Genomic DNA, 25,440 nt, shown 5'->3' on the forward strand with positions numbered 1-25,440 from the left:
AGAGTTTGCCCAGAGTGCGTTAATTTTTTAAAACTCAAAATTGAGTCATAGCCAAAGCTATGGCGATGTTTTTAGTTTTAAAAAGTGATGTGCTATAAGCGATACTCTTTTTTCAATGGGTTATGAAAGAAGTCTATTAGTTACTATGAAATGATAAGATTCCATAAACCAATACTGACAAATGAAAAGAGAATGCCTAAAGCAAGGGCATTAATCAATAAATCTCGATTCAACCCTCCCCTAATTCCAAAGACCACAGCCATCGTCATCGGAGGCATTGCTGTTTCTAAAAAAGTGACCCTAACCCATTCGGCTTTTAAATCGGCAAAGAAATAAAATCCTACAAGCATCAAAAGAGGTGCAATGACCATCTTAAGGCTGAGTGCGACCATATTCTCCTTGAAGTAAAGCGATAAGGTCCGAAACTCTAACTTCATACCTACGATAGCAGTGACCAAGGGAATCAGTGTGGCTTGAAACTTATCGAGAATTGTTTCAATGAGCGGCGGAAATTCTGTACCTTGAAAATAGATTGAAACCACAATAGCAAGAAGTGGCGGTGAAAAAACCATCTGTTTTGCGACATCGCGCACGCGTTGCTCTTGTCCTCCACCCCATGCGATGAGCGCTATACCAAACGTCATTAAGGCAATAAACGTACCAATTTGATCATACACCAACGCATAACTAACCGCATGCAGCGAGTAAAAAGACTCAATGTAGGAAAAGCCAACAAAGCCTGTATTGCCAAAGCCGACAATCACCATCATCGTGACAAGATTTTTTCGATCCATTTTCATAAAACGCCCAGCAATATAACCCAAGGCCAAAGAGAGTGCCATCGTCATATAGGCAATGAGAATAATGGAAAAAACTTCATGGCTAAATGTCATGTGACGAATTTTGGAAAGGGCTAAAGCAGGGAGTGAAAAGTAGATCACAAACTCGGTTAAAGCATCTGAAATATCGTGTTTGATTTTTTTAAAGATATACCCTAAGGCAACAAAAATAAAGACGGGAGCAACATTTTCAATCATCATAAACTTCTTTTACATGTAAAGGCAAAAAGGCGCACAATCACCACGGTTTCGTGGTAGAATTTTCAAAAGCGTTTTCTAACATACCTAAAAATTTCTCGCGTTCTATAACACACGCACCTAAAGATTGAAGATGATCTGTTGGGAGCTGACAATCGATAAAATCGCCACCTAAACTTTTCAGCTTCTCACACAATCCCACTAAAGCTGCCTTTGAAGCATCGCTTTTAGTTGAAAACATCGACTCACCACAAAAGACGCCTCCAAGGTAGAGTCCATACAAACCTCCAACCAATTCTCCCCCATAATAGCACTCCACCGAGTGAGCAAAACCCTTTACATGTAAAGTGCAAAATGCAGAAATTAAATCCTCACTAATCCAACTCTTTTGTCCTTTTGAAACTCTGGTTTCCAAACACAAGCGCATTACCTTCTCGAAGCAGGTGTCATAACGTATCTCAAAATGTTTCATGCTTTTGGCGAGACTTTTTGAGATTTTAATGTGCGAGGGAAAAAGAATAAGTCTAGGATCGGGCGACCACCAAAGAATCGGATCGCCCTCATTAAACCATGGGAAAATGCCTTGAACATAGGCACGAAGCAAGCGATCGGGTTTAAGATCGCCACCCCATGCTAAAAGCCCTTCAGTACTGGCATCCATGGGGTCTGGAAACGTATAATCGTTTGGATGCAACTGAGGAATAAGTATCTTAGTTGCCACCGCTGTAACTAAACACCAATTTTTTAGATTTATAATCTATTTTACAGACACCGCCATTTTTAAGCTTACCAAAAAGAACTTCTTCGGAAAGTGGTGTCTTAATTTGTTCTTGAATAACACGACGCATAACACGAGCACCCATCTCCTTGCTATACCCCTCACTCGCGAGGAATTTTTTAGCAGCAAGACTTGCGACGATCTCTACTTTTTTATCTTTAAGTTGATCGGTGAGTTCACCTAAAAGCTTCTCGACAACGTTGATCATCACAGACTCTGAAAGCGGCGCAAAATGGATCACCTCATCCAATCGGTTTCTAAACTCAGGAGAGAAGAACTCTTTGATCGCATGGTCGGTTCGACTCGTTTCACTTTTTGTAAAGCCCATTGTTGGGGCTTCTTTTGTTCCAAGATTGGATGTCATGATGATGATGACATTACGAAAATCGATCTTTGTACCGTTATTATCGGTCAAGGTCGCACTGTCAAAAATTTGCAGCAAGATGTTCAGCATATCAGGATGCGCTTTTTCGATTTCATCCAAAAGAAGAACGCTGTAAGGATGCTTTTTAATCGCTTCACTGAGCTGTCCACCCTCATCATACCCCACATAACCAGGAGGCGCACCGATCAGACGACTTACCGTATGCTTCTCCATATATTCGCTCATATCGTAACGCTCAAAATGCACGCCTAGCTCGAATGCGAGCTGTTTTGCCACTTCGGTTTTGCCCACACCTGTTGGTCCTGCAAACAAGAAAGAACCAATCGGAGATGTAGGATTTCCAAGCCCAGCGCGACTTCGTTTAATGGCTTTAACCAACGATTCAATCGCTGTATCTTGACCAAAAATTTTAGATTTGAGGTGTGCTTCTAAGTGTTGCATCACTTCACCTTCATCCTTGGTGACACTGCGGCTTGGTATGTTGGCAATTTTGGCAAGAACAGCCTCAAGATCGCTCATCTCAACCACTTTTTTGCGCTTCTTAGCGAGGTGAAACGATGCACCCACTTCATCGATGAGATCAATCGCAGAATCGGGTAAAAATTTATCGCTAATGTATTTTTTGGCAAGCTCCACAGAAGCCCTTATGACTTCATTTGGGTACTTCACACCATGATGTTTCTCGTAACTTCCTTTAAGCCCTTTAAGAATCAAAAAGGAGTCCTCAATGCTTGGCTCTAACACATCAATCTTGGCAAAACGACGACTCAGTGCTTTGTCTTTATCAAAGAAATTGCGAAACTCCCCATACGTTGTAGCCCCTATGCAGCGAATTTTCCCAGAAGCGAGTGCTGGCTTTAAGAGGTTAGACAAATCCATTGAGCCCCCACTTGTCGCACCCGCACCTACGATGGTATGAATTTCATCGATAAATAAAATAGCCCCTTTTTTCGCTTCCAATTCAGTAAGGATCTCTTTGAGGCGTTTTTCAAAATCACCACGGTATTTGGTACCGGAGAGAAGTGCTCCCATATCAAGGGCATAGACAGGTGTATTTTTTAAGATTTCAGGCACTTCGCCCTCACTAATCTTCTCAGCCAAACCTTCTACGATGGCAGTCTTTCCAACCCCTGGCTCACCCACTAAAAGAGGATTGTTTTTCTTTCGGCGACACAAAACTTGCATCACGCGCTTTACCTCATCGGCTCTGCCAATGAGAGGATCGATCTGTTTTTGTTTAGAGAGGGCAATCAAATCAAGTGTGTATTTTCCAAGCGCGCTCTCTTTTTGCTCACCAAGACTTTGTTCTTTATTGTGAGGAGCATTTAACGCAGTGACTTCTTCAACAACGAGCAGTTTATCGACGCCTTGTTGCAACAGAAGCGACACACAAAACGCATTGCTCTCATCCATCATGGCGATTAAAAGATCAAACACACTCGCTTCAGATTTACCCGCACTCTTTACATGTAACATCATCGACTCAACGACGCGAGAAAGCGCTACGGTCTCTAATGGCTCGTAATTCTCATCACTTGGAACAACTTGCGGATTTGCCACAAAGTATTTTTCCATAGAGCGTTGCAAGAAAGTGATGCTTAGACCACAATTGATAAGAAGCTCTGCCACATTTTCATTGCTCAAAAGAGCAAAAAAGAGGTGATCGACGGTGATGTATTCGTAACGATGCTTTCTAACAAACGCAATGGCATCGTTAAAAACGAAATTGAGTTCTTGACTGACCATAATGACCTCCTTCTTAATTGTTACACGCAAGCCAACAAAGTTGGCAAAATTATACTTATCATTCTGCTTCCATAATGGCACGAAGCGGAAATTGCTCCTCTTTTGCCATTTTTCGCACATGTACTATTTTTGTTTCTGCAATCTCATACGTGTAAACGCCACACAGTCCTTTACCTTGTTCATGCACCAAAAGCATGATCTCGGTTGCTTTTTCAAAACTATGATGAAAAATCTGCATCAAGACTTTAATGACAAATTCCATGCTACTATAATCGTCATTGAGCAGCAGAACTTTGTACATTCTTGGCTCTTTTACATCAATGGCGTCAATCGTCTCGTTTTGAAAATTGCCCTCTACATGGTGCATTTAAAGCCTCTATTTTGATGTGAGTTTATCAATATCTTTTTGGATAATATCCAAGCCTACTTTTCCAATATAAAACTTATTCTCAGGATTCGCGCTGTAAATGTCCGTTATCTTTTGATAGCTACCATCTTTTAAAACGACTTTAAACGGCACTTGCAATGTCTCTTTGTATTTAATATCTTGCAAGATGGTCTCAACCAATTTTTTATTTTTAGGCGAATTGGTAATGAAATAGTAAGCATTGTATTTTGCCGCAAAATTCTCTACCACGTACTCGTCACTCACCTCTTCAAAAAAGTTAAGCCCGATGAGCATCACATCATCAGCATTTTGAAGCTGAAAATCCATGAGGGAAGGAGCTTCTTCTTGGCATGGTGCGCAGAAAGTACCAAATATATCAATCAGGACAATCTTACTTTCATCATCTTCAATCACAAAACCACCATTTTTACGAAGCAATGTCAGTTTTGCGCCCGCTACGCTTTTAAGTTCTACTTTATCGCCCTCTTTATAGGTCTCTTTCAGTGTTGGCGCATTTGATTTTTCAGAGCCACACCCCAAAAATAGTAGTGATGTTATAACCGCGATTAAGCTGATTAATTTTTTCATGTTTCCCTCGTATAACTTTTGGTTTATTCTACTTTGTTTAAATAAATAATATGTAAACTACTCTTTATAAGCATGATTTTTCATGGCTGTTTTAGCTTCTCTTTGGGCATCTTTTTCTTTTAAACTCTCGCGCTTGTCGTGTTCATTCTTTCCACGCGCCAACGCAATCTCCACTTTAGCAAGATTTTTGCTGTTAAAATAGATCGAAAGTGGCACAATCGTTAAGCCATCTTTGGCGACTTTCATATCCCATTTGCGTAACTGCTTTAGATGTAAAAGCAATTTCCGAGGGGCTCTCTCGTTAGGCGCATAGTTGAGATTCGCCGTTGAGAGATGTGAAATATGCGCATTAAGCAAAAAAGCCTCACCTTTGATAATCTTCACAAACGAATCTTTAAGATTGACTCTGCCTTGGCGAATTGCCTTTACTTCACTGCCTTGAAGCACAATACCCGCTTCAAGTTTTTCTAAAATTTCATAGTCATGGAACGCTTTTTTATTGCGTGCAACGGGTTCACCCATTTAAGTACCTCTTACTTTGCTCTAATTCTGAAAAAACTGCTTCCACTGCCGCTAAAAAACCATCCCTCTTTGGCATACGCACCAAGTTCTGGGTACGCTTTTAAACATGCAGGGAAAAGATCGTTTAGCGCTTCTTTACTAAACCCTTTTAGCAGTTCGGTACTTTTCAAGTCAACCATGTTGAGCGCAAGCGCTTGATCCATAGATTGCAAGAAATATTCCCTATATGTTTTATAGACCAATGCTGTGTTGCATGCTAATGGTGGGGTAAAAACTTCAATATCAAGGGCGGATTCATCAAACTTTTCAACCACCTCTCCAATGCCGCTCACATTGGCACTCTCATAACCTGAGACAAAAAAAGCAACATCGGCACCCACGTCGCTTCCAATGCGCATCATTTCATCTCGTTCAAGCCCTAAATTTGCTCTCTCATTGAGCATTTTTAAAAAGGTCGCTGCATCACTACTTCCTCCCCCTAGCCCTGAGCCTGTAGGAATATTTTTCTTTACATGTAAAGCGTATTCGCTCATCACACGCTCGACCTCTTTGCCAAATCCTTGCGTTTTAAGCACTTCAAAAATGCGGTAGAGCGTATTATGTTCCAACGCACAATTAAACTCCCCTACTAACTCAAAAGCTTCGGTACTTTTTTTAGGAATGAAACTGAGCGTATCCCATAAAGAAGGCACAATCATAAAGCGTGAAAGCAATTCATGGTAATTCCCACGTTTGCCCACGATTTTAAGAAAAATATTGACTTTTGCGTGCGCTTGATAGTGCATTATTTAAGTTTCTCGCTAAGGCTAAAGAGTGCGCTATGATCGGTACTTTTACTCGCTTCAATATTGGACTCTTTAATTGCCTTTTCTAACTCTTCGCGAAGAATCAACATATCTTTGGGTGCATCAAAACCCAGTTTAACAACACCTTTTGAGATTTCAATAACACGAACGGTAATATTTTCATTTAAAACAACACCCTCTCCGACTTTACGTGTGAGTATTAACATGTTACGCCCTTAGCGATAGTGAATTTAGGAGATATTCTACTCCATTTGCGCTGATTTCTACAACGCTGAGCATCTCATCAAGGATGATTTGATAAATGCCCTCTTCTTGCTTTTCAAAATTTTGGGCACTCAGTTTTCGACCCAAGAGAATATCTTGAGTGTCGCCTAAGTAGTGGTTTAGGGGAAGATCAAGATAATCAAGGGGGTTAAGTGCTTTTTCATTATCATAGACAAAAGCCCCTTCATTCAGACGCTCTAACGCACTTAAACACCCACTAAATCCAAGCCTATGGGCAATCATCGCTCCAATGCTTCGTACATAGCCACCCTCTGAAATCGTAATCTCAAAGGTCAAAAAAGGATGCACATAATGCACTAAATGACAGTCATAAATCGTGCTTGTAATGGCTTTAAGTTCAAACTCTTTATCGTTACGTGCCAAGTCATACGCACGCACTCCATCAATCTTTTTAGCCGAATATTTAGGGGGCAAGTATGTTTTTTCTCCTACCATACTTTGCAGTACAAAGTTGACAGCATCAGGATGAAACGCCATCATCTGCTCGACATGTTCAATTTTTTCGATGTCTAATGTTGGACTTGATGCCCCCATCCAGAGTGTCGCCCGATACGTTTTAGGTGCTTTTTTTAAAAAACGAAACAGTTTTGTAAACTGCCCAAAAGCAATAATCAAAACGCCTTGAGCAAACGGATCGAGTGTACCTGAAAATCCCGCTTTCTTTACATTGTAACGTCGTTTAATACGGCTTAAAAAATGGTTTGAAACCATACTTGCAGGTTTATAGGCAACAAAAAGGCGATTGTCCACTATATCTTCTCCACAAATGAAGCTAAGATATCCCTTCTCGTACCACTAAAATTGATCTGAAGTTTAAACTCACGCCCCACTTTACTCACTTCGGTCACACGCCCAATACCAAAGATTTTATGTTTGACAAGGTCGCCTTTTTTAAACGAAGTCGTCTTCTCCAAGATCAAGCTTCCCTCACAGACACCCGCTTCTTTGAGAAAACGGCTCTTCGTAAGCTCTGTTCTACGACCTTTGTAAAAACGACTACCAGAAAAACTGAGTGTCAACTCTTTTTTTGCACGTGTAATCGCTACATAGCCAAGACGACGCTCCTCTTCGATGTCACTACCATCGCCAATGAGCGGGAAGAAACCCTCTTCCATACCAATGACAAAAAGGTATTCAAATTCCAAGCCTTTACTGGCGTGAATACTCATAATGGAGATATTTTCACTGTCAATCTGGTCTTGATCACTCTGAAGTGCCAACTCATTTAAGAAGTCATCGACACCCATTTGAGGATTTTGCTTGACATAATCACGGAAAAGTCCGTAAAATTCATCAATGTTGGAAAGACGCTCTAGCGAATCAGGTTGATTGTTATAGTACTCTTTAAGCGCAAAGGCTTCTTCGATTGCATCGATCATATCGTAGGTTGAGTTTTTCTGAATGCTTTGTATATGTGCGATATTTTGAACAAACTCTTTAAGCGCCAAAGAAGCCTTCTTAGTCGCCTCTTTTTCAATAGCCGCTTCGTTACATGTAATGTATTCATAAATGGATTGACGAGCATCATAAGCCGCTTTAAAGATACGCTCAATGGTGACTTTACCCAGTCCACGCTTAGGGCGATTAATAATGCGTTTAATTGAAAAATCATCATGGGGATTGGCAATGACGCGCAGGTAGCTGATAACATCTTTAACCTCAGCACGCTCATAGAACTTGACGCCTCCAACCATATTGTAAGGGATTTGCTCTTTATTAAGACCCTCTTCGAGTGAACGACTCAGCGCGTTAATGCGGTACAAAACAGCAATTTCATTCGGACTTATGCCACTTAAAATAAGTTTTTTAATGCGCTTTGCAATGGAGTGAGCCTCTTGATTTTCATCGTGTGAGTCCATCACTTCTATCGCTTTGCCGTCCCCTTTAGTACTCTCAAGCACCTTGCCGATACGCCCACGGTTATGCTCGATAAGATCATTCGCCGCTTTAAGAATTTGGGTGGTTGAACGGTAATTTTTCTCGAGCTTGACGATTTTGACATTGTCAAACGATGCGTGAAATTCCAAAATGTTTTTTATATTTGCACCACGCCAGCCATAAATACTCTGGTCATCATCACCCACAACACACAGATTGTTGTGCGTATGACACAATTTACGAAGGAGTTTGTACTGCAATTCATTGGTGTCTTGGTACTCATCAACCATAATATACTGATAACGACGGCTCACCTCTTCGCAAAGGGCATCATCGCTCTCTAAAATCTTATAAGGAAGCACCAAAAGATCATCAAAATCAACCAAGTTATTGGAGACTAAATAGTCTTCGTATTGCTCGTAAAGTTTAGCGATAAATTGATAACTCTTCTGCTCCGCTTTTTCCCATGCCACTTTAGGATCAATCAGGGAAGTCTTATAGCGTGAAATTTCACTAGCAATCATACCGGTAGGAAGTTCTGTGGAGGTACTAAAGCTTTTTAAGATACGTTTTTTATCATCGGTATCAATGACCACAAAACTGTTTTTACGCCCTATTTTTTCAATATGAAATTTTAAAAAAAGCAGACCAAATTTATGAAACGTACATAAAAGCGGTGGATAGGTATGCTCTTCTATCATTGCCATAGCGCGTTCTCGCATCTCACTTGCCGCTTTATTGGTAAAAGTAAGCGTCAACGTGTTCGCAGGAGGAATGCCTAAAGAGAGCAGATACGCTAAACGTGAGGTGATCGTCTTCGTCTTTCCACTACCTGCACCTGCTAAGATAAGCACAGGACCATCTACACATTTGACTGCATCTTGTTGTGATTCGTTTAACATCGCTAAATCTTGCATACGTTCATCTACTTTTTTATAATATAGTATCTTTATTATAGCGAAAAAAGTTTAAGCAAAACTCTTGGAACATTTCATGATTTTACGCATTGTTTTTACTATTATTTTTAGTTATAATCATGCAGAGTTACAAAAGATATTTATATAATTAATAAGGATTATTTCATGCTTAAAGATTTCTCCAAAGTAGAAACCTTTTTAACCGTTGTGCGCGAAAAGAGCTTCTCAAAAGCCTCTAAAAAATTAGGAATCAGCCAACCAGCAGTCACACAACAGATCAAACTTTTAGAAGAATATTTGGACATTCAGATTGTTGATCGTAAGAAAAACGGCATCAAACTGACCACCGCAGGCGAAGAACTCTATAAAGTAGCTATCAAACTTGAAAAACATCTCTTAGCCGCTGAACGTGAAATGTTACGATTGGTCAACAAAGAGGTTATTTTTGTGCTTGGGGCATCTCCTGTCATTGGCAACTATATTCTGCCAAATTTTCTCAATGATATTCAAGAAGCCATTAAAAATAATGTAATGCTCAAAGTTGAAGATGCTAGAGAAATTACTGAAAAACTCCTTGATAAAAAAGTGGATTTAGCATTGATTGAAGCGCCTATTTTTCAAGAGGGCATTATTTACCGTGAGTGGTTAGAAGATGAACTGGTCATCACCTCTCGCTCACCGCTTCCAAAGCTTGTTAAAAAAGAGGATTTGCTTTCTTATAACTGGATTTGTCGCGAAGAAGAGTCCAATACCCGTAAAATTATTCATGAGACATTTGAAAAAATGGATGTGGATTGTAAAAGTTTTAAAGTCAAAAGCATCGTCACAAGTTCCACGGCGGTAAAACATACACTGATGAAAGCTAATATTGAAGAGACACCAACGGTTTCGATTCTCTCAAAACATATTATTGCAGATGAACTGGAAAATGGACTATTGTATACAACAAAAATGAAGGGCTTGAAGCTCACACGAATGCTTTATCTCTGCTATATCAAAGACCGAAAGCATGACGCGTTAATCGATAATGTCATTAATTACATTATGAGCAAACAGGACATTAAAGCCTAGTTACGACTTCTTTACCAACTTTTGATTTTCAGGATTGGACATAAATGCTTCCATCGAGCGTTTAAGTCCACTCTCTTTGGGTAGCTTTTCAACGGTTTTTGGAGGCGTACTCAAGTTTATAAAAACAGGAATTTCTTCAATGATAATCTGCAAAATTGCCTCTATCGGCAAACTCACCAAAGAGCCAAAATTATCACTTCCAAAACCTGCTTCAAAGCTGATTTTACCATTGTAGATTTGCGTACTCTCAAAGGTATACCCTGCTAGAAAGAACATCGTAATGGGTTTAAACCCTTGACTGATCTGCATCGGCAAAGCAGGGTCAAATGATACATCAGCAATGTTAGTTAAAATGGAAAAATTAACCCCACGCTTTAGGAGCAACTCCAACACCTCTTTGGTGTGCTTTTTCATCAGAGTATGAAAATCCTCACTGCCAAGTAACGTTTCAAGCATTGCACATTCCTTTAAACTCCGCCAAAAGGGATTCTATTTCGCCAATACCTAATTGCCAAAAATGCTCATCCTCAATATCAAAACCAAATTTTTTAATGAGTTCTTTGGGGCTTTGGCTTCCCCCTGCACTTAAGAAGCTCGTATAATTTTGAACAAAAGTCGCTTTATCACTTTTTTTATAAAGTCCATAAAGTGCTAAAACAAGCAGCTGACCATAACTGTACGCATAGCAATAAAATGGAGAGTGAATAAAATGAGGAATATAACTCCACCACAAATGATAGTTTGAACTCAGCGTAATGCTTTTGCCAAACATCTTTTGGCTCTCTTCCATCCAGTATTTGTTAAACGTAGCAAGATCCAACTCACCTTCATGGGCATGCACTTTACGCTCAAATGTTGTAAAGTTGATCTGTCTGTAAAGTGTTGAGAAAATATCTTCTATCTTACTCGCATACAAAGCGCGTTTTTCATCCGCATTGAGATTCTCTTTGATCGCATCAAATACCAACATCTCCGCAAAAACGGAAGCGGTTTCAGACGTTGTTAAAGGGGTATCGCTTCCCAAATAGCCTACGTCGCGTGAAAGGTACTGATGAATGGCATGTCCTAACTCATGCGCTAACGTGAAAAGGTCGCGTCTTGTGTCTGTATGGTTTAAAAGCACATAAGGATGCGTTGAAGGCGTTGCTGGATGCGAAAAAGCACCCCCTCTTTTTTTATCTTTTGGAAGCACATCAATCCAGCCTTGTTCAAACGCAATGGAAGCGATCTCATAAAATTTAGGATTGAATTTTTTAAAAGCATCTAAAACAATCTGCTTTGAAGTTTTAAAATCATACTTCGCATTAGAAGTCTCAAGCGGTGCATAACGGTCATACTCAAAAAGTTCAGGAAGCCCCAAAAGTTTTGCTTTTTGCGTGTAATAATCTTGCACCAAATGAAAACTACTTTCCGCACTTTTAATAAGAGCATCAACACTTTTTTGTGTGATTTTATTATCCATGTGGCGTGGTTGTTCTGCATTTTTATAGCCTCGAAGCTCACACTCACTGGCAAGATCGGTTTTAATCATATTGAAAATATACGCCAAGAGTGGCTGATGCGGCTTAATGCCTTTGGTAAAAGCATTGGCTGCTTTTTGTCTTACGTCTCTGTTTTGGTCTTGGAGTTTGCTCAAAATCTCTTCTTCAGAGAGTTTTTCACCTTCATAAGAAAATTTGAGTCGGCTAAAATGCTCATCAAAAAGACGACTAAACGCTGAAGCTGACGTCATCTCTTTTTTAAGAAGAATGCGCTCTTCTTTTTGACTAAGCTGATACGGCTTTTCTTCCATAAGCGATTCGAGATAGTACTTGTACGTGGGAACTGAGGCAATCAACTCTTCTTGTTTTGGTTTGGAAAGTTTGTTAAACTCAAGTTCAAAAAAGAGAAGATTTTCAGCGATATTGGTGTGTGCTTGTTGGTATTTGGCATAAAAACCACCATTGTCACTATTGGTTGCAAATTTCAAAAATGCATACGTCATAATACGACCAAGCTTCTCATTGATCGCTTCATATTCTCTGATTGATTCTAAAAACTCGTTTACATGTAACTCTTTAAGTTTTCCTTTGCAAACACATTCAAAGCTTTTTGCGCGCGTTGCAGCATCTTTTAAATCTGCTTCTAATAACGCTTCATTTTCGTACAGTGCGGATAGATCCCAATTCAATATTTAGTCCTTAATACATACTTCTTTAACTATTTTAAACCCTATAAGAGCATTCATTATAGCAAATTTCTCCGATTTTTGAAGACTTTTAGTGTCTAAATGATCACACTTTAAAAACCCACTTGCAAGTAACCGAGCCCTGGTTGTGCCTTCTAAAAGCGGGTGTGAGGGTGTTTTCCACTCTCCATCAATCAAGAGCGCGATATTGGCAATGCTTGTATCTTGAAGCATCCCTTTACATGTAAAGATGACATCATCGACGTCACTTTGTAAATGCTTATTCAACGCTTCCCTGTTGCAATATTTATAGGCATATGCAACATCGGCTTCTATGAGTGTAAATGTCTGAATAACACGAGGTGTGTAGGGAAGATACTCTACCTTTAAAATCTCGGTGTCATACTCGACGCGCACTCTACATGTAAGCTCTTTGGGTGGCGTTAAAAGCTCTGCCAATGAAATTTTGTGCGTTGTACCATAAAGCTCTTTGCGTGTTTTATCAAACCGTGCTTGGTGAAATGAAAGATGTTCTATTTCGCCATCCACTGCTTTAAGTGTCTCAAAACAAGGGAACATAGACTTTGTCACACAGTTCATCGTACTCCTTTTGCGCCTCACTTAAAAGCGTTATGCCTCCTCCACTTTTAAAGAGGTACCCCTCGTCTGTTTTTTCTAAAAAACGAATCATCACCGCACTATCGAAACTTTCGCCATCGTAAATGCCAAAAACACCTGTAAAAAAACCTCTATCATACCCTTCAATGCGCTCAATGATTTTGACACTGCTACGCTTGGGAGTACCGCTGATGGAGCCTGCTGGAAGCAACGTTGCAATGATATGACCTATTTTTTCATGCCAATCTTCATCAAGTTTGCCCGCAATTTTAGAGCTTACTTGCAAAAGCTCTTTATCCCCTGCTTGAATCTTTTCCACATAACGAAACTGCTCGACACGCACCTCTTTTGAGACCATAGAGAGATCATTGCGTAAAAGATCCACCACCATCACATGCTCCGCTTTTTCTTTCTCATCGTTTAAAATGATCTCTTTGGCACTCGGAATACTCGCATCAATCGTACCTTTCATAGGATAAGTACTGATGCAATTTCCTTCAATTTTGACAAAACGTTCAGGTGAAAAACAGATAAACGCATCATGATAGCAAAGTTTAAAAGGAGCATTTGCCGCATAAAAAAGAGTTTCCAAAGGAGTCGAAAGCTCTACTTTAGTGGGTGCCGTTAGGTTGAGCAGATAGGTATTGCCCGCTTTGATCTCTTCGACCACCGCTTCAACTTTGGCTTTATAATGTTTGGGATTTGGATAGGTTTTATGCCATGAAAAATCTTTACATGTAACGTCATCTAAAGCGTTTGTTTTAGTTTCTAATTGGTATAAAACACCACTAGGTAACGCTTCAAGCGCAAAGAGTTCAAACTGTTTTGCAGCATAATCAATGACAAAGAAAAAAGGCTTCCTCTCTTTACCAAATGTATTGAGTTTTAATGCAAACTCAATGTTCAATCAGCTTCTCCAAAACCGCCATTCTCACCGCAACGCCGTTTTTGACTTGCTCTAGAATTTTTGAACGTGGGTCTTTCATCATCAAATCATCGACATCGACATTGCGGTGTACGGGACCTGGGTGAAGAATGATGATGTCTCGATCTTTCATCAGTTTTGATGTAATGCAAAAATCGGTTCCATAATCTTTCAGTGATGCGTATATCTGGTTCGCATGACGTTCCGTTTGAGCACGCAAACTCATAATGACATCCACCTCATCAATCACCTCTTCAATGCGGTGATGCACTCTAAGATCGGTTTGAGGAAGAAAATGGGGAGGTCCAACCAAGATGACTTCAACACCAACACGTCCTAAAAGTTCAATATTGCTGTTCGCTACGCGAGAATTTTTAATATCTCCCACAATCGCCACTTTCTTACCTTTAACATCACCAAAATGGCGTTTCATCGTGAAAAGATCTAAAAGCGCTTGGGTTGGATGTGCGTGGCTTCCATCGCCGCCATTGACAATCGGGCAGTTAACATAATTGGCAAGAATGTGAGGGACACCTGAGCTTTTATGGCGCACGACAATGGCGTCTGGGCCCATGGCATCAAGGTTTGCCGCAGTATCAAAGAGTGTTTCACCTTTACTCGAAGAACTACGTGAGACATCAAGGCTCACAACCATAGCGCCAAGGCGTTTGGCTGCAATTTCAAAACTACTGCGCGTTCTCGTAGAGTTTTCAAAAAAGATGGTGATGACCGTTTTGTTTTTTAGAATTTCGCGTGGTTTTTCATCCAAAAACTCCGTTGCTCGCTCAAACAACTTCTCAATTTCCTCCAACGAAAAATCCCGTGTATTAATCAAATGGTTCACGCACCGCTCCTTGATGATTTTGCAAAAATAATAACAAATTTTGACTGTAAGTTTTGTTAACACTTCATTCAAAACTCTGTGGTACAATTCGCAAAAAAGGAGATAACATGAAAAAAATCTTTTATGCCCCGCTTCTACTTTTGGGTTCTCTCCTCTATGCTGAGAGCTTTACGTTTCAAGAAGAGGTGCGTGTTACGAGCAGTAAACCAGAATATCGTATGGTTACCACACGAACACCTTTTCAAGAGTGTTGGGATGAACAACTCGAAACACACTATGCTCCACAGCCTCAAAATGATGGCAGTGGTGTTGTAGGCGGTGTCATTGGTGGTGTTGCAGGTGGCGTTTTAGGACACCAGATTGGTGGAGGAAGTGGAAAAACTGCCGCAACCGTTGGTGGAGCAATTGTGGGAACATTGGTTGGTAAAAACCTTGCGGAGCAAAATGATCGTGTTGCACCGCCTCCAACCTACAGAACCGAGAGGCGATGTACAACACGCTATGAAGAAAAAAGCGCTGAAAAATTTATGGGATACCGCAATACCGCCAACTATAAAGGTCAGAGCATTGTCAAATACTCCGATCAACCTTTAGAGTTTATCCACATGAGTGTCACGGTAAGCTACTAAACTCTCAATAATTTCGTTCATATTCTCTTGCAATGAGAGCACTCTGCCAAACAGTTTTTTAAAAAATGGCAGGGTGATCTCATCAAAAGAGCCACGATCCCCTTTGAAATTAATACACCACTCATAATCATCCACACCCAGAGTATCAAGCAGATGCAAATTGAGCAAAATGTCGTTAATGCACCCGAGTTGATCGTGCCCAACGAGCAGTGTCTTCGCATTAAAAAGGCGAATAAAATCGTACATGTAAAGATCTTCTTCAATAGGCACTAAAAGCCCGCCAGCCCCTTCAATAAGCACAATATCGCATAACTCTTCGATCTTAGCGTAAGCACTTTCCAATAACTCTAAACTAATCTTCTTACGCCCTTTTGCCACGTAAGGAGCCGCAGGAAGTTCAAACTGATAAGGGGCAATATCTCTCATCTTCAAAACTTCGAGTGCAGGATTTAAACGCTTTGCATTCTCAAAAAGCAGTGTGGCATCAAGCGGTTCTATAACAACACCCGTTTCTATGGGTTTCATCACGCCAACTTTAAACCCTTTGGCGCTGAGTGCTTCAAGAAGTTTGAGGGTGGTATAGGTTTTACCCACATCGGTGTTGGTTGCGGTAATAAAAATAGGAGGGTATTTCATGGAGACTCTTTTTTACATATTATAACAAAAAAGGCTTAGAGAAGACGGACGCCAAAAGAGCGCCCGTAGTGTTTTAACCTATTAAATAACGTGTTAAAAAAGCAAGTGAAGCGGCAACGATGTGTGGGGCACCATACAAAAAAGTTGCAAAGACTTGCACCAAAATGCTTTTTTTCAGCTTCATTCCAAAGATAATCAATGTACCAATAAATGTTGTCGCAAAGATATATGAGAGCGCATGAGTTAACCCATAGCTTGGATCGTACTTAATACTAGCAAGGGCTAAAGAGATCACATAACTTGCAATGAAAAAACCAATCACATTGGAGAGTGTCTCATAGCGTTGAAACTTCTCATAAAAATCTTCCACACTTGGAGGTGGTAGCCCCTGTGATTCTTTGAGTTTCTTAGATGCGATGGCTCTTTTCTCGAAGAAGAAAAAGACAACTAGCGTTAAAGCAACCCCAAGTGGAACGATTAAAAACAGTGCATCCATAACAAACTCCTTGTGTCATTTTTGTGATATTTGAAGATTGTAACGTTGGTTGGTTTGGGGGATGCTTAAAAGGAATAATTAATGATAATTTGCGCTACTTAAATCGTACGGGCACACAAAAATCCAAATCAAACGTCTCATCGGCATTGATAAAATGGTTTTGCCTATACACCGCAAAGGAGGGAAGTGATGCCTTTTCATAATCGCTTTTAGGTAACCACTCGTGGTAGATCACATCCATAAATTTCTTGAGATCACCATAAACACCTTGCAATGAAAAAACAGCACAAAATGTTTGAGGAATTCGCATAACACCTATTTCACCGCTTCGATAAAATTTCTTCTTTGCAGGCAGTTCTAAACACGCTACATAATGGCACTGAGATGACTCCACAAAGCGAGGATTGCTGTGGTGCAGACCTATCATTGTTTGCTCTTTAAACTCTATTCCTTGGCGCAATGCCCACGCTTGAAGTTTCAGCCACGCCGTCTTGATGCTGCGGTCATACCCTTTGTGTCTGACGTAGGCGACATCGAAACTTGGCATGGATGAGATCTTTACATGTAAAGGTTTATGGGCAAAACTAAAGTCCCTATTTTCATTGGCTTTGTCCACCTCTCGCCACTTGGTTGGAGTTACGCCAAAGTTCTCTTTAAAGGCTTGAGAGAAGGAAGCATTGGAGACAAAACCGACTTCGTGCATAATATGTGTGATGGTTGCATCGGGGTTAAAGAGAAGCAGGTTAGCAGCGTGTTCAAGCTTAACACGCTTTATATAGGCATGTAAACTCTCATGGGTTAATTCTTTAAAAATACGGTTAAAATGAAACGGTGATGTGGCAACGAATGTTGCAAGTTCCTCCACAGAGAAGTTTTTCTCAATATCGCCATGAATGTAAAAAAGTACCTCATTCACACGCTCGATATGGTCATTTTTCGTGATTTGTTTCTGTTTCATAAGGAAATTATAGCACAAATGGACAAAACTAATCCCTCGTTTTATGTGGTATGTCCAATCCATCCTCGCTATAATACGGTACATTTTTTATAAAGGCAGAGGATGCAAACCAAATTTGCAAAACGTGTTACCACAGCGTCACGTTCATTTACACGAACCATCTTAGATTTAACCGCACAAAGCTCCATCATCTCGTTTGCAGGCGGACTTCCGGATGCGGCACTGTTTCCCAGAGAAAACATCGAAAAACACGCAAAAGAACTCTTTGAAACAGGCGATAACCGCCTCTTTCAATACAGCAATGCTTCAGGCGTTGAAGCTCTCAAAGTCGAGATTGCTAAAAAATATCTAGGTGCAACTTCAGCACAGATCATGCTGACCAATGGTTCACAACAAGGGCTTGACTTGGTCTGTAAAACCTTTTTGGATGAAAAAGATTGTATCATCGTTGAAGATCCAAGCTACCTTGCCGCTCTTGGACTTTTTCACATGTACAATGCGACCATTAAAGCCGTACCACTTAGTTCACAAGGCGTAGATACGAAAGTGTTGGAAACGTTATTTAGAGATCATTCGCCTAAGTTTTTCTATACCATTCCTATTTTTCAAAACCCAACTGGCTACTCTTACACGCTTGAAAATCGTCAAGAAGTGGTTCGTTTGGCAAAGAAGTATAATGTCATTTTACTCGAAGATAGCCCTTATGAAGCGCTTCGTTACGATGGTGTTCAAACCACAGCCTTTGCTGATTTGCTCCCAGAGCTTACCATTGCACTCGGAACATTTTCAAAAACACTCGCCCCTGATTTTCGCATCGGCTGGATGAAAGCACCAAGTGAAATTATCAGTGCGCTCACGCTTTCTAAAGAGAGTACGGATCTTCAAAACTCAAAGTTTTTCCAGCATGTATGTGCTGCAATGATGCAAAATGGAGAGTTGCAAGAACATACCAAGACCTTGATTCAAGCTTACCGCCCCAAACGCGATGCAATGGTCAAATCATTACAAGAGCTTTTTGGTGATAGCATTGAGTTTGTCATTCCAGAGGGCGGTATGTTTATTTGGGTTAATTTTAAAAAATGCGATGATAGCATGAAGCTTTTTGATGTCGCCATCAAAAAAGGGGTTGCGTTTGTCCCAGGGAGTGTTTTCTTTGCCGACAAACGTGTTAGCTCTTATGGACGACTTAACTACACCAACTCAAATCTAGAACAGATTAAAGAGGGTGTCAAAAAACTGCATGAAGCCTACGCAGAGCTTAGTTAAATTCCACGTTTACAGATAATATTACCAAGCTGTGCTCCCACAGCACGGGCTACCACATTGCATTTCACTTTAAAGAGAAAGAAAATAGGTAGCCCTTTGGTTTCACCCAAACACTCATAATTTCCCATCCCTTTCGAGATAATGCACTCTGCTCTTTCAAAAATAACACGTGCATTTTCATTCATAAACTCCATGGCAAGCCCTGGTGTTGGCACGCCACTATCGACAATAACGGCTACGTCATCCATTCCTGAAGCGAGTGCGTCTTTACATGTAAGATCATTAATAATCGGACGACCTCTCACGAAATAATAGACCTCTATATTTTGGTAGAGCTCTTTAATGGTTTGAATGTAGAGTTTATCAAAAATCTCTTCACCGGCATTATCCGCCAAATAGACCAACGTTTGAGTACGCGCTAATTGCTGCTCAAGTGCCTTAAAATCATCAATCGCAAATGGCGTATGGTAAATCTTCTCAAGCTCTTCTTCAAGGTCATACAGCATCACCGCCGCAAGATCAATCACATTACCAGCCACAGCTGTTTTTGTCGCTTCAAAGAGTTTATTTTGGGAATTTTGAATTTTGTTTTTGCAGAAAGGAAGAAAGGCTTTCGCTTTTTCGGATGAAGCTTTTTTAAATTCAGCATAAAGATCACCGACATTTAAAAGCTCTGCCATAGCTTCATATAAAGGTGCGGCATTATGTGGAGGTGTTTGGTTCATATCAAACGCTTTGATGTGCTGATGTGCTAAGAGATCAATCGCATGAGCTTGCTTAGTGTTTACATGTAAAAGTTCACAAACACGTTTAGTTTGATCGTAAATACAGGTTAAACAGTGCTCTTGCAGTTTCATAAAATTCTTTTAAAGTTTGGTTGGGAGAAGAAAAAGGAGAGAAAAGGCAGTAACAACGCGTTTGCTACTGCCGAAAAAGTATTATTTTCTAAGTTCTCTAATTTTAGCAGCTTTACCACGTCTATCTCTAAGGTAGAAGAGTTTCGCACGTCTTACAACACCACGTCTAAGAACAACGATCTCATCAATACTGTCAGAATAGATTGGGAAGATTCTCTCTACGCCAACACTGTTTGCACCGATTTTTCTTACCATAAAGGTCTCACCAGTACCCGTACCACGTCTAGCGATACAAATACCTTCAAAATTTTGAACACGTTGTTTATCGCCTTCAACAATTTTAACAGCAACTCTAAGTGTGTCACCTGCTCTAAAAGCTGGAACGTTTTTCTCAGCAATTTGGCCTGCTTCAAAAGCTTCAATAAATTTATTTCTCATCAATTATCCTTTTTGTTCATTCATTCTAGTGCTTCACGCTAAAGCGAGAAAACAGATCTGGTCTGAAATATTGTGTCTTAGATTCAGACATTTTATTTTTTAAGCTTGTGATTTTAGCGTGGTTTCCCTTTAAAAACTCTGAGGGCACTGATTTATTTTCATAAATAGGCGGTTTTGAGAAACACGGTGCCTCTAATAGCGGGCTCTCAAAACTCTCCATGCTTAAAGAATCCTCATTTCCAAGAACCCCTTTTATGTTACGACTGATCGCATCACTCATCACAAGACTCGGAAGTTCGCCTCCCGTTAAAACATAATCACCTATGCAAAAAAGCTCGTCGGCAAATGTCTCAATGACGCGCTCATCAATTCCCTCATAACGTCCACTGACAAAAACCAAATGCTTCTTGAGAGCCAATCGTTTTGCATCGTTTTGCGTAAAAAGTTTTCCAGATGGTGTTGGAAAAATAATATACGCTTCGCTAGATTCTTGTTTAATATGACGTAACAGATCAAACAAAGGTTGAGGAAAAAGTACAAGCCCTGCTCCGCCACTGGCTTGATAGTCATCGACTTTGCCATGTTTGTTGTTTGTAAAATCGCGTGGATTTGCAAAATCAACACTCAAAAGCTCTTTTGCAATGGCGCGCTTTAGAATAGAATCTTCAAAATATGAAGCAATCAATCCTTCAAAAAGCGTCACATACGTAAAACGCATTAGGAGTTCTCCAGAATTCCTAAACCGTCTTTGCTTAGTACCTCTTTTTTCGTCTTATCAAACGCAATAATATAACGCTCAATGTACGGCAAATAAAACGTTTTAGCAAGCCCTTTTTTCACCAATGCCTCATCGGTTTTGATAACAAGATAGTCCGTAGCGGCAATGCGCTCTATCTCATCTACCATTCCTAGCAGCGTTCCATCTTCATCCATAACGCGGGCGTCAATCACATCAAACCAAAAGAATTCACCCTCTTTAAGCGCACACTCGTTGATAGAGTTTTCTTGTGTTGTAAACAAAAAAGTATTAACAAGCTTTGCAGCTTCTTCTCTACTTTGATACCCAACAAAAGAGATAAGCTCGCGAGATTGATTAAAAGAGAAGACTTCAAGTATCTCGCCCTTTTGGGTTTTAAACTTTTTGCCTTTTTTAAACTGTTCTGGAAAGTCACATTGTAGGTGAAGTTTAAGCTCACCTTTTAAGCCCACGAGTCGCCCAATTTGAGCGACTTCAATGAGTGAAGATTGATTATTCATCGTTAGCTTTGACAGTAACTCTGTAAGATTTCCCGTCTTTTGCTTTACACCCAGAGATAAGCGTCTTGAGTGAATTGATCATTTTGCCATCTTTACCAATTAACTTACCGGTATCAATTTTATCTGCATAGATGACAACTTCGCAAAATGTTCCATCAACATCGCTTCGCTCAACGCGTACACCTGCTGGGTTATCTACCAAAAGCTTGGCAAACTCTTCGAGAAATTTGTCAATCATGATTATTTACCAGTGATTTTAGCAACCCTGTCACTTAGCTTAGCGCCAACACTTTTCCAGTACGCAAGTCTCTCTGCATCAAATTTGATTGCTTGAGGATTGCTAAGTGGGTTATAGTAACCGATAGTCTCGATTGATCCACCATCACGTTTTTTTCTGCTGTCTGTTACGACGATTCTGTAAAATGGAGCTTTATTTCTACCCATTCTTGTTAATCTTACAACTGTTGCCATTTTTATGGTCTCCTTAAATTTTTTTCGACGACTTAGATTTACATGTAAAGCTTACATGTAGATATAAACCGTCACATCTTAACGAAGATGTGCGTGTTTACTTTGCGAAAGCATATTTTGAAGATCTTGCATTCCCTTCTTACCAGAGAACTTCTTCGCCATCTTAGCGGCATTGCCAAATTGCTTTAAGAAGCGATTGACTTCAACTTGAGACAGACCTGAGCCTTCTGCAATACGACGCTTTCGACTGTTGTTCAATAATTCTGGATCTTCACGCTCTTTTTTTGTCATTGAGCCAATCATCGCTTTAATACGTTTCATCTCAACAGAGTTTTCCATATCAACATCTTTGAGTTTTCCAGCCATCTGCGAAAGACCTGGAATCATACCGATCAAAGACTTCATACTACCAAGCTTTTTCATCTGTTCCATCTGCTCTAAAAAGTCATTAAAGTTAAATTCACCTTTTTTAATCTTTTTAGTCAGTGCTTTTGCTTGTTTTTCATCAATAATAGAACTTGTTTTTTCCGCCAAAGTTTCAAGATCGCCCTCGCCCATCAAACGGCTGACAATACGATCAGGAATAAAGTGTTCTAAATCTGCAACTTTTTCGCCTACGCCGATAAAACGAAGTGGGACATTGGTCTGCTCTGCAATACCAAGTGCGACACCACCTTTTCCATCGCCATCAAATTTACTTAAAATAACACCGCTAAGGGTAATTTTTTCATGGAAAGTCACCGCACTTTTTACAGCGTCTTGACCCGTCATAGAGTCCGCAACGTAAAAGATTTCGTCCGGTGTCACTTCTTTTTTAATGGCTTCTAGCTGATCCATAAGTTCTGCATCAATTGCCAAGCGACCTGCGGTATCCACTAAAACGACATCATACAAGCCTTCTTTGGCTTTTTTCATCGCGTTTTTAGCAATATTTACAGGATTAGCATTTGCATCTTCAGAATAAAGATCAATCTCATTGGCTGAACAGAGTTGTCGTAATTGCTCAACTGCCGCTAAACGTTGAAGGTCACACGCTACGACTAAAACTTTTTTTTGTTTTAATTTTAGATAATTCGCTAACTTTACAGTCGTGGTTGTTTTACCACTTCCTTGTAAACCTACCATCAACACAGTGGTTGGTGGTTTAGAGGCAAAAACAAACCCTTGACGTCCAGGAACGGTTAAGATGGTTGTTAAATTTGTTTTTAAAGAGCGTAAAAAATTGGCTTGACCAATTCCTTTTGCTTTCGTCTCAAGTTCTACTTGTCGCAATAAATCACGTACAATTTTATGATGGACATCCGCTTTGAGAAGCGCTTTTTTAAGGTTCTCTAGGGCACTTTTTAAAGACTTTTCATCATCACTGAAACGTATTTTATTGATGGCTGAACGAAACGAATCGGTTAAAACCTCAAACACAAATTATCCTTTTTGATCTATTCATGCATACCTGCTTTTGGCAAAGGAACGCAATTTTACAAAATAAATACTTTAAACTAAATTAAACCTTAAATTACGGCAACTATTTTTGAACTTAATATTTAATATAAAGCCCTAAAATACAGATTTCTATTCGTCTTTCTCTTTTTTTATCAAACGCTAAATTTTATAAAATCTTCAGGTTCTTTTGTTTGAAAAATATAACCTAATAGCATGATTTTAGAAGCATGTAACATCAAACGCTTAAAGGGTCGTCCACCGTATTCGGTATCTCCCAAAATAGAAGCACCAATGCTTTTAAGATGTACTCTAATTTGATGTGTTCTGCCTGTTTCAATGCGTACTTTGATCTTGGAACGTTTTCCCTCAATCATCAAAGGCTCAACATGACTAATCGCCTCTTTGCCATCTGCGCTGATTTTACTGTACGCCGTATTGCCTTTTTTAATGGTCATAATTGGGGCATTAATTTCTACGGGTTCAACAATCTTAGCTTCCACGATGGCAAGATACTCTTTTTGAACTTCTCGCTTCTTAAAGGCGATCACCGCACGTTTGCGGAACTCATCATCTTTTGTTAAGAGTAAAACGCCACTTGTTTCACGATCAAGTCTATGCAAGAGTGGCAATTTTTTGATCTCTGCGACTTCTTCTGATGTCATAAAGGCGGGTTTATCCACTGCCATAATAAACTCATCTTCAAAAATCACTTTTATCGGTGCAATTTTTTCAACTTTAAATTTAGTGGTTTCGATAAGTTCACCACGTGCAACACTTACTTTTTTACCCGCGGAATATACAACACCACGATCAATCAAATCTTTTGCAGCACGGTTTGAAATGCCCTCTTGCAAGGCTAATAATTTATAAGCTTTTTCCATTTTTATTTCCTAATATTTGCTCTAGTAGTGGCTCAAAGTCGCCACGATGAACGATAGTACTTTTTGGGTAAGTATCAATACTATCAAAAACGTTTTTTAAATCTTCAACTTTACATGTAAAAGCATTGTCAACGGCATCAAAAAGTACTTTTTGATTGAAAATAAATTCGCCACTGATGATCTTTGTACCAAAAAAAGCAGGCTCTAATGGATTGTGCCCACCGATGCCATCAACAAAAGAACCGCCTAAAATCACCACATCTGCAATGGCGTAAAGATTAATGAGTTCTCCCATTTTGTCGCACAAGATAATATCTGAACCAAACACATCATGTTCGGACAACCTTGCATACGCTTTGTTCTCATTGAGCGCATAGGTTTTCAAAAGCTTATCCACTTTTTCAAATCGCTCAGGGTGCCTAGGACCAACAATCAGTTGATCATTGGTCTGCAATGCAAGGTGCGATAAAATTAATTCCTCTTCACCCTCATGGGTGCTGGCTAATACTATGACCCTTCTAGTATCCATTTTTGGATAGACATGTGTCACAGAATACTCGCTAAATGCCTTAATGTTACCACTCACCTGAACGCTCTTAGCACCAAGTGTTTTAAGTCTTTGCTCATCTTCAATGCTTTGCGCAAAGATGAGATCAACATGGCTAAAAATCCAATGGTACAGCCAACCAAAACGAAGATATGAGGCATACGAATTATCTGAAATGCGCGCGTTCAATAAAACGGTTTTTATACCCTTTGCTTTTGCAACAATAAAAAGGAGCGGCCAAAGTTCAGCCTCCATAACAATCAGTACTTTTTGTTTGCGTATCCAAAAAGGCAAAAAGATCTCAAAAGGCAGATAGCGAACCTCTGCTTGGGAATGTTTACTCGCCTCTTTAAATCCCGTTTGGGTAATCACACTAATGCGAACATCCAAAGGTGAAATCTTGTCGATAAAAGGACTTAACGAACGTACTTCGCCAAAAGAGCACGCATGAAACCAAATGCCACCATCAGTAAAGCTGGGATTATTTTTCAAAAAAAAGCGTGCGGGAATGGAATCTTTGTATTTAGGCTTGAAGCGAAGGTACATGAGATAAGGCAACGCTACAAAATAGAGTAACGTTGCCAAAAGAGAGTAAAAAAAGCTCAAAGC

The 25,440-nt window shown here is 39.9% G+C and carries 30 protein-coding genes; 3 read left to right on the forward strand and 27 right to left on the reverse strand.

Annotated elements, in window-relative coordinates; translation table 11 throughout:
- Positions 1–143: 143 nt before the first annotated feature.
- From N0B29_RS08440 to N0B29_RS08485, 10 genes are read right to left on the reverse strand one after another with little or no spacing between them, the layout of a single operon-like run.
- Positions 144–1,040, reverse strand: a complete 897-nt coding sequence (locus tag N0B29_RS08440; protein WP_263833263.1) for an AEC family transporter — start codon at positions 1,038–1,040, stop codon at positions 144–146.
- A 37-nt stretch (positions 1,041–1,077) separates the two neighbouring features.
- Positions 1,078–1,758: a leucyl/phenylalanyl-tRNA--protein transferase gene (gene aat, locus N0B29_RS08445; protein WP_263833264.1), complete on the reverse strand. Its 681-nt coding sequence runs from the start codon at positions 1,756–1,758 to the stop codon at positions 1,078–1,080.
- A complete protein-coding gene (clpA, locus tag N0B29_RS08450; protein ID WP_263833265.1) occupies positions 1,748–3,946 on the reverse strand; it encodes an ATP-dependent Clp protease ATP-binding subunit ClpA in 2,199 nt (732 codons plus the stop codon). Before clpA ends, aat begins: the two co-directional genes overlap by 11 nt.
- 58 nt (positions 3,947–4,004) lie before the next feature.
- On the reverse strand, positions 4,005–4,313 hold the full coding sequence (clpS, locus tag N0B29_RS08455) for an ATP-dependent Clp protease adapter ClpS (protein ID WP_263833266.1): 309 nt from the start codon (positions 4,311–4,313) through the stop codon (positions 4,005–4,007).
- A 9-nt stretch (positions 4,314–4,322) separates the two neighbouring features.
- Positions 4,323–4,922 (reverse strand): TlpA disulfide reductase family protein, encoded by a 600-nt coding sequence (locus tag N0B29_RS08460; RefSeq protein ID WP_263833267.1) that lies wholly within the window; start codon positions 4,920–4,922, stop codon positions 4,323–4,325.
- Between the two features lie 57 nt (positions 4,923–4,979).
- The gene (smpB, locus tag N0B29_RS08465; RefSeq protein ID WP_263833268.1) at positions 4,980–5,444 is read right to left on the reverse strand and encodes an SsrA-binding protein SmpB; all 465 of its coding nucleotides are present in this window, start codon (positions 5,442–5,444) and stop codon (positions 4,980–4,982) included.
- 11 nt (positions 5,445–5,455) lie between these two features.
- Positions 5,456–6,229: a 4-(cytidine 5'-diphospho)-2-C-methyl-D-erythritol kinase gene (locus N0B29_RS08470; RefSeq protein ID WP_263833269.1), complete on the reverse strand. Its 774-nt coding sequence runs from the start codon at positions 6,227–6,229 to the stop codon at positions 5,456–5,458.
- Entirely contained in the window at positions 6,229–6,456 is a 228-nt protein-coding gene (gene csrA / locus N0B29_RS08475) for a carbon storage regulator CsrA (protein WP_263833270.1), read from the reverse strand. Before csrA ends, N0B29_RS08470 begins: the two co-directional genes overlap by 1 nt.
- A 1-nt stretch (position 6,457) precedes the next feature.
- A complete protein-coding gene (truB, locus tag N0B29_RS08480; RefSeq protein WP_263833271.1) occupies positions 6,458–7,285 on the reverse strand; it encodes a tRNA pseudouridine(55) synthase TruB in 828 nt (275 codons plus the stop codon).
- Positions 7,285–9,330, reverse strand: coding sequence for an ATP-dependent helicase (locus N0B29_RS08485; RefSeq protein ID WP_263833272.1), 2,046 nt, complete (start codon positions 9,328–9,330; stop codon positions 7,285–7,287). Before N0B29_RS08485 ends, truB begins: the two co-directional genes overlap by 1 nt.
- A 165-nt stretch (positions 9,331–9,495) precedes the next feature.
- On the opposite strand from N0B29_RS08485, the gene N0B29_RS08490 reads away from it, so the two are divergent.
- Positions 9,496–10,401, forward strand: a complete 906-nt coding sequence (locus N0B29_RS08490; protein WP_263833273.1) for a LysR substrate-binding domain-containing protein — start codon at positions 9,496–9,498, stop codon at positions 10,399–10,401.
- Here the strand turns inward: N0B29_RS08490 and N0B29_RS08495 are convergent, their stop codons facing one another.
- From N0B29_RS08495 to N0B29_RS08515, 5 genes are read right to left on the reverse strand one after another with little or no spacing between them, the layout of a single operon-like run.
- Positions 10,402–10,857: a hypothetical protein gene (locus N0B29_RS08495; RefSeq protein WP_263833274.1), complete on the reverse strand. Its 456-nt coding sequence runs from the start codon at positions 10,855–10,857 to the stop codon at positions 10,402–10,404.
- Positions 10,850–12,574 carry a M3 family oligoendopeptidase gene (locus N0B29_RS08500; protein WP_263833345.1) on the reverse strand — a complete coding sequence of 575 codons (1,725 nt, stop codon included), beginning with the start codon at positions 12,572–12,574 and terminating at the stop codon, positions 10,850–10,852. The genes N0B29_RS08495 and N0B29_RS08500 overlap by 8 nt, the downstream gene beginning before the upstream one ends.
- Complete coding sequence (locus tag N0B29_RS08505; protein WP_263833275.1) at positions 12,575–13,168, reverse strand: aminotransferase class IV; 594 nt, start codon at positions 13,166–13,168, stop codon at positions 12,575–12,577.
- Entirely contained in the window at positions 13,131–14,093 is a 963-nt protein-coding gene (locus tag N0B29_RS08510) for an aminodeoxychorismate synthase component I (protein WP_263833276.1), read from the reverse strand. The genes N0B29_RS08505 and N0B29_RS08510 overlap by 38 nt, the downstream gene beginning before the upstream one ends.
- Positions 14,083–14,955, reverse strand: coding sequence for an aspartate carbamoyltransferase catalytic subunit (locus N0B29_RS08515; RefSeq protein WP_263833277.1), 873 nt, complete (start codon positions 14,953–14,955; stop codon positions 14,083–14,085). The genes N0B29_RS08510 and N0B29_RS08515 overlap by 11 nt, the downstream gene beginning before the upstream one ends.
- Before the next feature lie 107 nt (positions 14,956–15,062).
- Here N0B29_RS08515 and N0B29_RS08520 point away from each other — a divergent pair, with 107 nt between their 5' ends.
- Positions 15,063–15,584, forward strand: a complete 522-nt coding sequence (locus N0B29_RS08520; RefSeq protein ID WP_263833278.1) for a glycine zipper 2TM domain-containing protein — start codon at positions 15,063–15,065, stop codon at positions 15,582–15,584.
- Here the strand turns inward: N0B29_RS08520 and bioD are convergent.
- From bioD to N0B29_RS08535, 3 genes are all read right to left on the reverse strand, one after another.
- Positions 15,546–16,220 carry a dethiobiotin synthase gene (gene bioD / locus N0B29_RS08525; protein WP_263833279.1) on the reverse strand — a complete coding sequence of 225 codons (675 nt, stop codon included), beginning with the start codon at positions 16,218–16,220 and terminating at the stop codon, positions 15,546–15,548. The two genes, N0B29_RS08520 and bioD, sit on opposite strands and share 39 nt — an antisense overlap.
- Positions 16,221–16,293: 73 nt before the next feature.
- A complete protein-coding gene (locus tag N0B29_RS08530; RefSeq protein ID WP_263833280.1) occupies positions 16,294–16,716 on the reverse strand; it encodes a hypothetical protein in 423 nt (140 codons plus the stop codon).
- A gap of 94 nt (positions 16,717–16,810) precedes the next feature.
- Positions 16,811–17,674 (reverse strand): AraC family transcriptional regulator, encoded by an 864-nt coding sequence (locus N0B29_RS08535; RefSeq protein ID WP_263833281.1) that lies wholly within the window; start codon positions 17,672–17,674, stop codon positions 16,811–16,813.
- Between the two features lie 102 nt (positions 17,675–17,776).
- Here N0B29_RS08535 and N0B29_RS08540 point away from each other — a divergent pair, with 102 nt between their 5' ends.
- Positions 17,777–18,940: an aminotransferase-like domain-containing protein gene (locus N0B29_RS08540; RefSeq protein WP_263833282.1), complete on the forward strand. Its 1,164-nt coding sequence runs from the start codon at positions 17,777–17,779 to the stop codon at positions 18,938–18,940.
- On the opposite strand, the gene N0B29_RS08545 is transcribed toward N0B29_RS08540, so the two are convergent.
- From N0B29_RS08545 to waaA, 9 genes are all read right to left on the reverse strand, one after another.
- A complete protein-coding gene (locus N0B29_RS08545; RefSeq protein ID WP_263833283.1) occupies positions 18,937–19,797 on the reverse strand; it encodes a damage-control phosphatase ARMT1 family protein in 861 nt (286 codons plus the stop codon). The two genes, N0B29_RS08540 and N0B29_RS08545, sit on opposite strands and share 4 nt — an antisense overlap.
- Positions 19,798–19,878: 81 nt before the next feature.
- Positions 19,879–20,235 (reverse strand): 50S ribosomal protein L19, encoded by a 357-nt coding sequence (rplS, locus tag N0B29_RS08550; RefSeq protein WP_041958257.1) that lies wholly within the window; start codon positions 20,233–20,235, stop codon positions 19,879–19,881.
- 25 nt (positions 20,236–20,260) lie between these two features.
- Positions 20,261–20,953, reverse strand: coding sequence for a tRNA (guanosine(37)-N1)-methyltransferase TrmD (trmD, locus tag N0B29_RS08555; RefSeq protein ID WP_263833284.1), 693 nt, complete (start codon positions 20,951–20,953; stop codon positions 20,261–20,263).
- A complete protein-coding gene (gene rimM, locus N0B29_RS08560) occupies positions 20,953–21,492 on the reverse strand; it encodes a ribosome maturation factor RimM (protein ID WP_263833285.1) in 540 nt (179 codons plus the stop codon). Before rimM ends, trmD begins: the two co-directional genes overlap by 1 nt.
- On the reverse strand, positions 21,485–21,730 hold the full coding sequence (locus tag N0B29_RS08565; RefSeq protein WP_067177159.1) for a KH domain-containing protein: 246 nt from the start codon (positions 21,728–21,730) through the stop codon (positions 21,485–21,487). The genes rimM and N0B29_RS08565 overlap by 8 nt, the downstream gene beginning before the upstream one ends.
- A 2-nt stretch (positions 21,731–21,732) precedes the next feature.
- Positions 21,733–21,963 carry a 30S ribosomal protein S16 gene (gene rpsP, locus N0B29_RS08570; protein ID WP_263833286.1) on the reverse strand — a complete coding sequence of 77 codons (231 nt, stop codon included), beginning with the start codon at positions 21,961–21,963 and terminating at the stop codon, positions 21,733–21,735.
- A gap of 78 nt (positions 21,964–22,041) precedes the next feature.
- Positions 22,042–23,382, reverse strand: a complete 1,341-nt coding sequence (gene ffh / locus N0B29_RS08575; protein WP_263833287.1) for a signal recognition particle protein — start codon at positions 23,380–23,382, stop codon at positions 22,042–22,044.
- Positions 23,383–23,555: 173 nt separating this feature from the next.
- Complete coding sequence (locus N0B29_RS08580) at positions 23,556–24,284, reverse strand: RluA family pseudouridine synthase (protein ID WP_263833288.1); 729 nt, start codon at positions 24,282–24,284, stop codon at positions 23,556–23,558.
- Complete coding sequence (gene waaA, locus N0B29_RS08585) at positions 24,268–25,437, reverse strand: lipid IV(A) 3-deoxy-D-manno-octulosonic acid transferase (protein ID WP_263833289.1); 1,170 nt, start codon at positions 25,435–25,437, stop codon at positions 24,268–24,270. The genes N0B29_RS08580 and waaA overlap by 17 nt, the downstream gene beginning before the upstream one ends.
- Between the last annotated feature and the right edge of the window lie 3 nt (positions 25,438–25,440).

Source organism: Sulfurospirillum oryzae (assembly GCF_025770725.1).
Lineage (GTDB): Bacteria > Campylobacterota > Campylobacteria > Campylobacterales > Sulfurospirillaceae > Sulfurospirillum > Sulfurospirillum oryzae.

Excerpts from the sequence above, each read along its gene's own strand:
- N0B29_RS08440 (WP_263833263.1), bottom strand. The coding sequence starts at position 1,040 with ATGATGATTGAAAATGTTGCTCCCGTCTTTATTTTTGTTGCCTTAGGG.
- clpA (WP_263833265.1), bottom strand. The coding sequence starts at position 3,946 with ATGGTCAGTCAAGAACTCAATTTCGTTTTTAACGATGCCATTGCGTTT.
- clpS (WP_263833266.1), bottom strand. The coding sequence starts at position 4,313 with ATGCACCATGTAGAGGGCAATTTTCAAAACGAGACGATTGACGCCATT.
- N0B29_RS08460 (WP_263833267.1), bottom strand. The coding sequence starts at position 4,922 with ATGAAAAAATTAATCAGCTTAATCGCGGTTATAACATCACTACTATTT.
- smpB (WP_263833268.1), bottom strand. The coding sequence starts at position 5,444 with ATGGGTGAACCCGTTGCACGCAATAAAAAAGCGTTCCATGACTATGAA.
- N0B29_RS08470 (WP_263833269.1), bottom strand. The coding sequence starts at position 6,229 with ATGCACTATCAAGCGCACGCAAAAGTCAATATTTTTCTTAAAATCGTG.
- csrA (WP_263833270.1), bottom strand. The coding sequence starts at position 6,456 with ATGTTAATACTCACACGTAAAGTCGGAGAGGGTGTTGTTTTAAATGAA.
- N0B29_RS08485 (WP_263833272.1), bottom strand. The coding sequence starts at position 9,330 with ATGCAAGATTTAGCGATGTTAAACGAATCACAACAAGATGCAGTCAAA.
- N0B29_RS08490 (WP_263833273.1), top strand. The coding sequence starts at position 9,496 with ATGCTTAAAGATTTCTCCAAAGTAGAAACCTTTTTAACCGTTGTGCGC.
- N0B29_RS08495 (WP_263833274.1), bottom strand. The coding sequence starts at position 10,857 with ATGCTTGAAACGTTACTTGGCAGTGAGGATTTTCATACTCTGATGAAA.
- N0B29_RS08505 (WP_263833275.1), bottom strand. The coding sequence starts at position 13,168 with ATGAACTGTGTGACAAAGTCTATGTTCCCTTGTTTTGAGACACTTAAA.
- N0B29_RS08520 (WP_263833278.1), top strand. The coding sequence starts at position 15,063 with ATGAAAAAAATCTTTTATGCCCCGCTTCTACTTTTGGGTTCTCTCCTC.
- bioD (WP_263833279.1), bottom strand. The coding sequence starts at position 16,220 with ATGAAATACCCTCCTATTTTTATTACCGCAACCAACACCGATGTGGGT.
- N0B29_RS08530 (WP_263833280.1), bottom strand. The coding sequence starts at position 16,716 with ATGGATGCACTGTTTTTAATCGTTCCACTTGGGGTTGCTTTAACGCTA.
- N0B29_RS08535 (WP_263833281.1), bottom strand. The coding sequence starts at position 17,674 with ATGAAACAGAAACAAATCACGAAAAATGACCATATCGAGCGTGTGAAT.
- N0B29_RS08540 (WP_263833282.1), top strand. The coding sequence starts at position 17,777 with ATGCAAACCAAATTTGCAAAACGTGTTACCACAGCGTCACGTTCATTT.
- N0B29_RS08545 (WP_263833283.1), bottom strand. The coding sequence starts at position 19,797 with ATGAAACTGCAAGAGCACTGTTTAACCTGTATTTACGATCAAACTAAA.
- rplS (WP_041958257.1), bottom strand. The coding sequence starts at position 20,235 with ATGAGAAATAAATTTATTGAAGCTTTTGAAGCAGGCCAAATTGCTGAG.
- trmD (WP_263833284.1), bottom strand. The coding sequence starts at position 20,953 with ATGCGTTTTACGTATGTGACGCTTTTTGAAGGATTGATTGCTTCATAT.
- rimM (WP_263833285.1), bottom strand. The coding sequence starts at position 21,492 with ATGAATAATCAATCTTCACTCATTGAAGTCGCTCAAATTGGGCGACTC.
- N0B29_RS08565 (WP_067177159.1), bottom strand. The coding sequence starts at position 21,730 with ATGATTGACAAATTTCTCGAAGAGTTTGCCAAGCTTTTGGTAGATAAC.
- rpsP (WP_263833286.1), bottom strand. The coding sequence starts at position 21,963 with ATGGCAACAGTTGTAAGATTAACAAGAATGGGTAGAAATAAAGCTCCA.
- N0B29_RS08580 (WP_263833288.1), bottom strand. The coding sequence starts at position 24,284 with ATGGAAAAAGCTTATAAATTATTAGCCTTGCAAGAGGGCATTTCAAAC.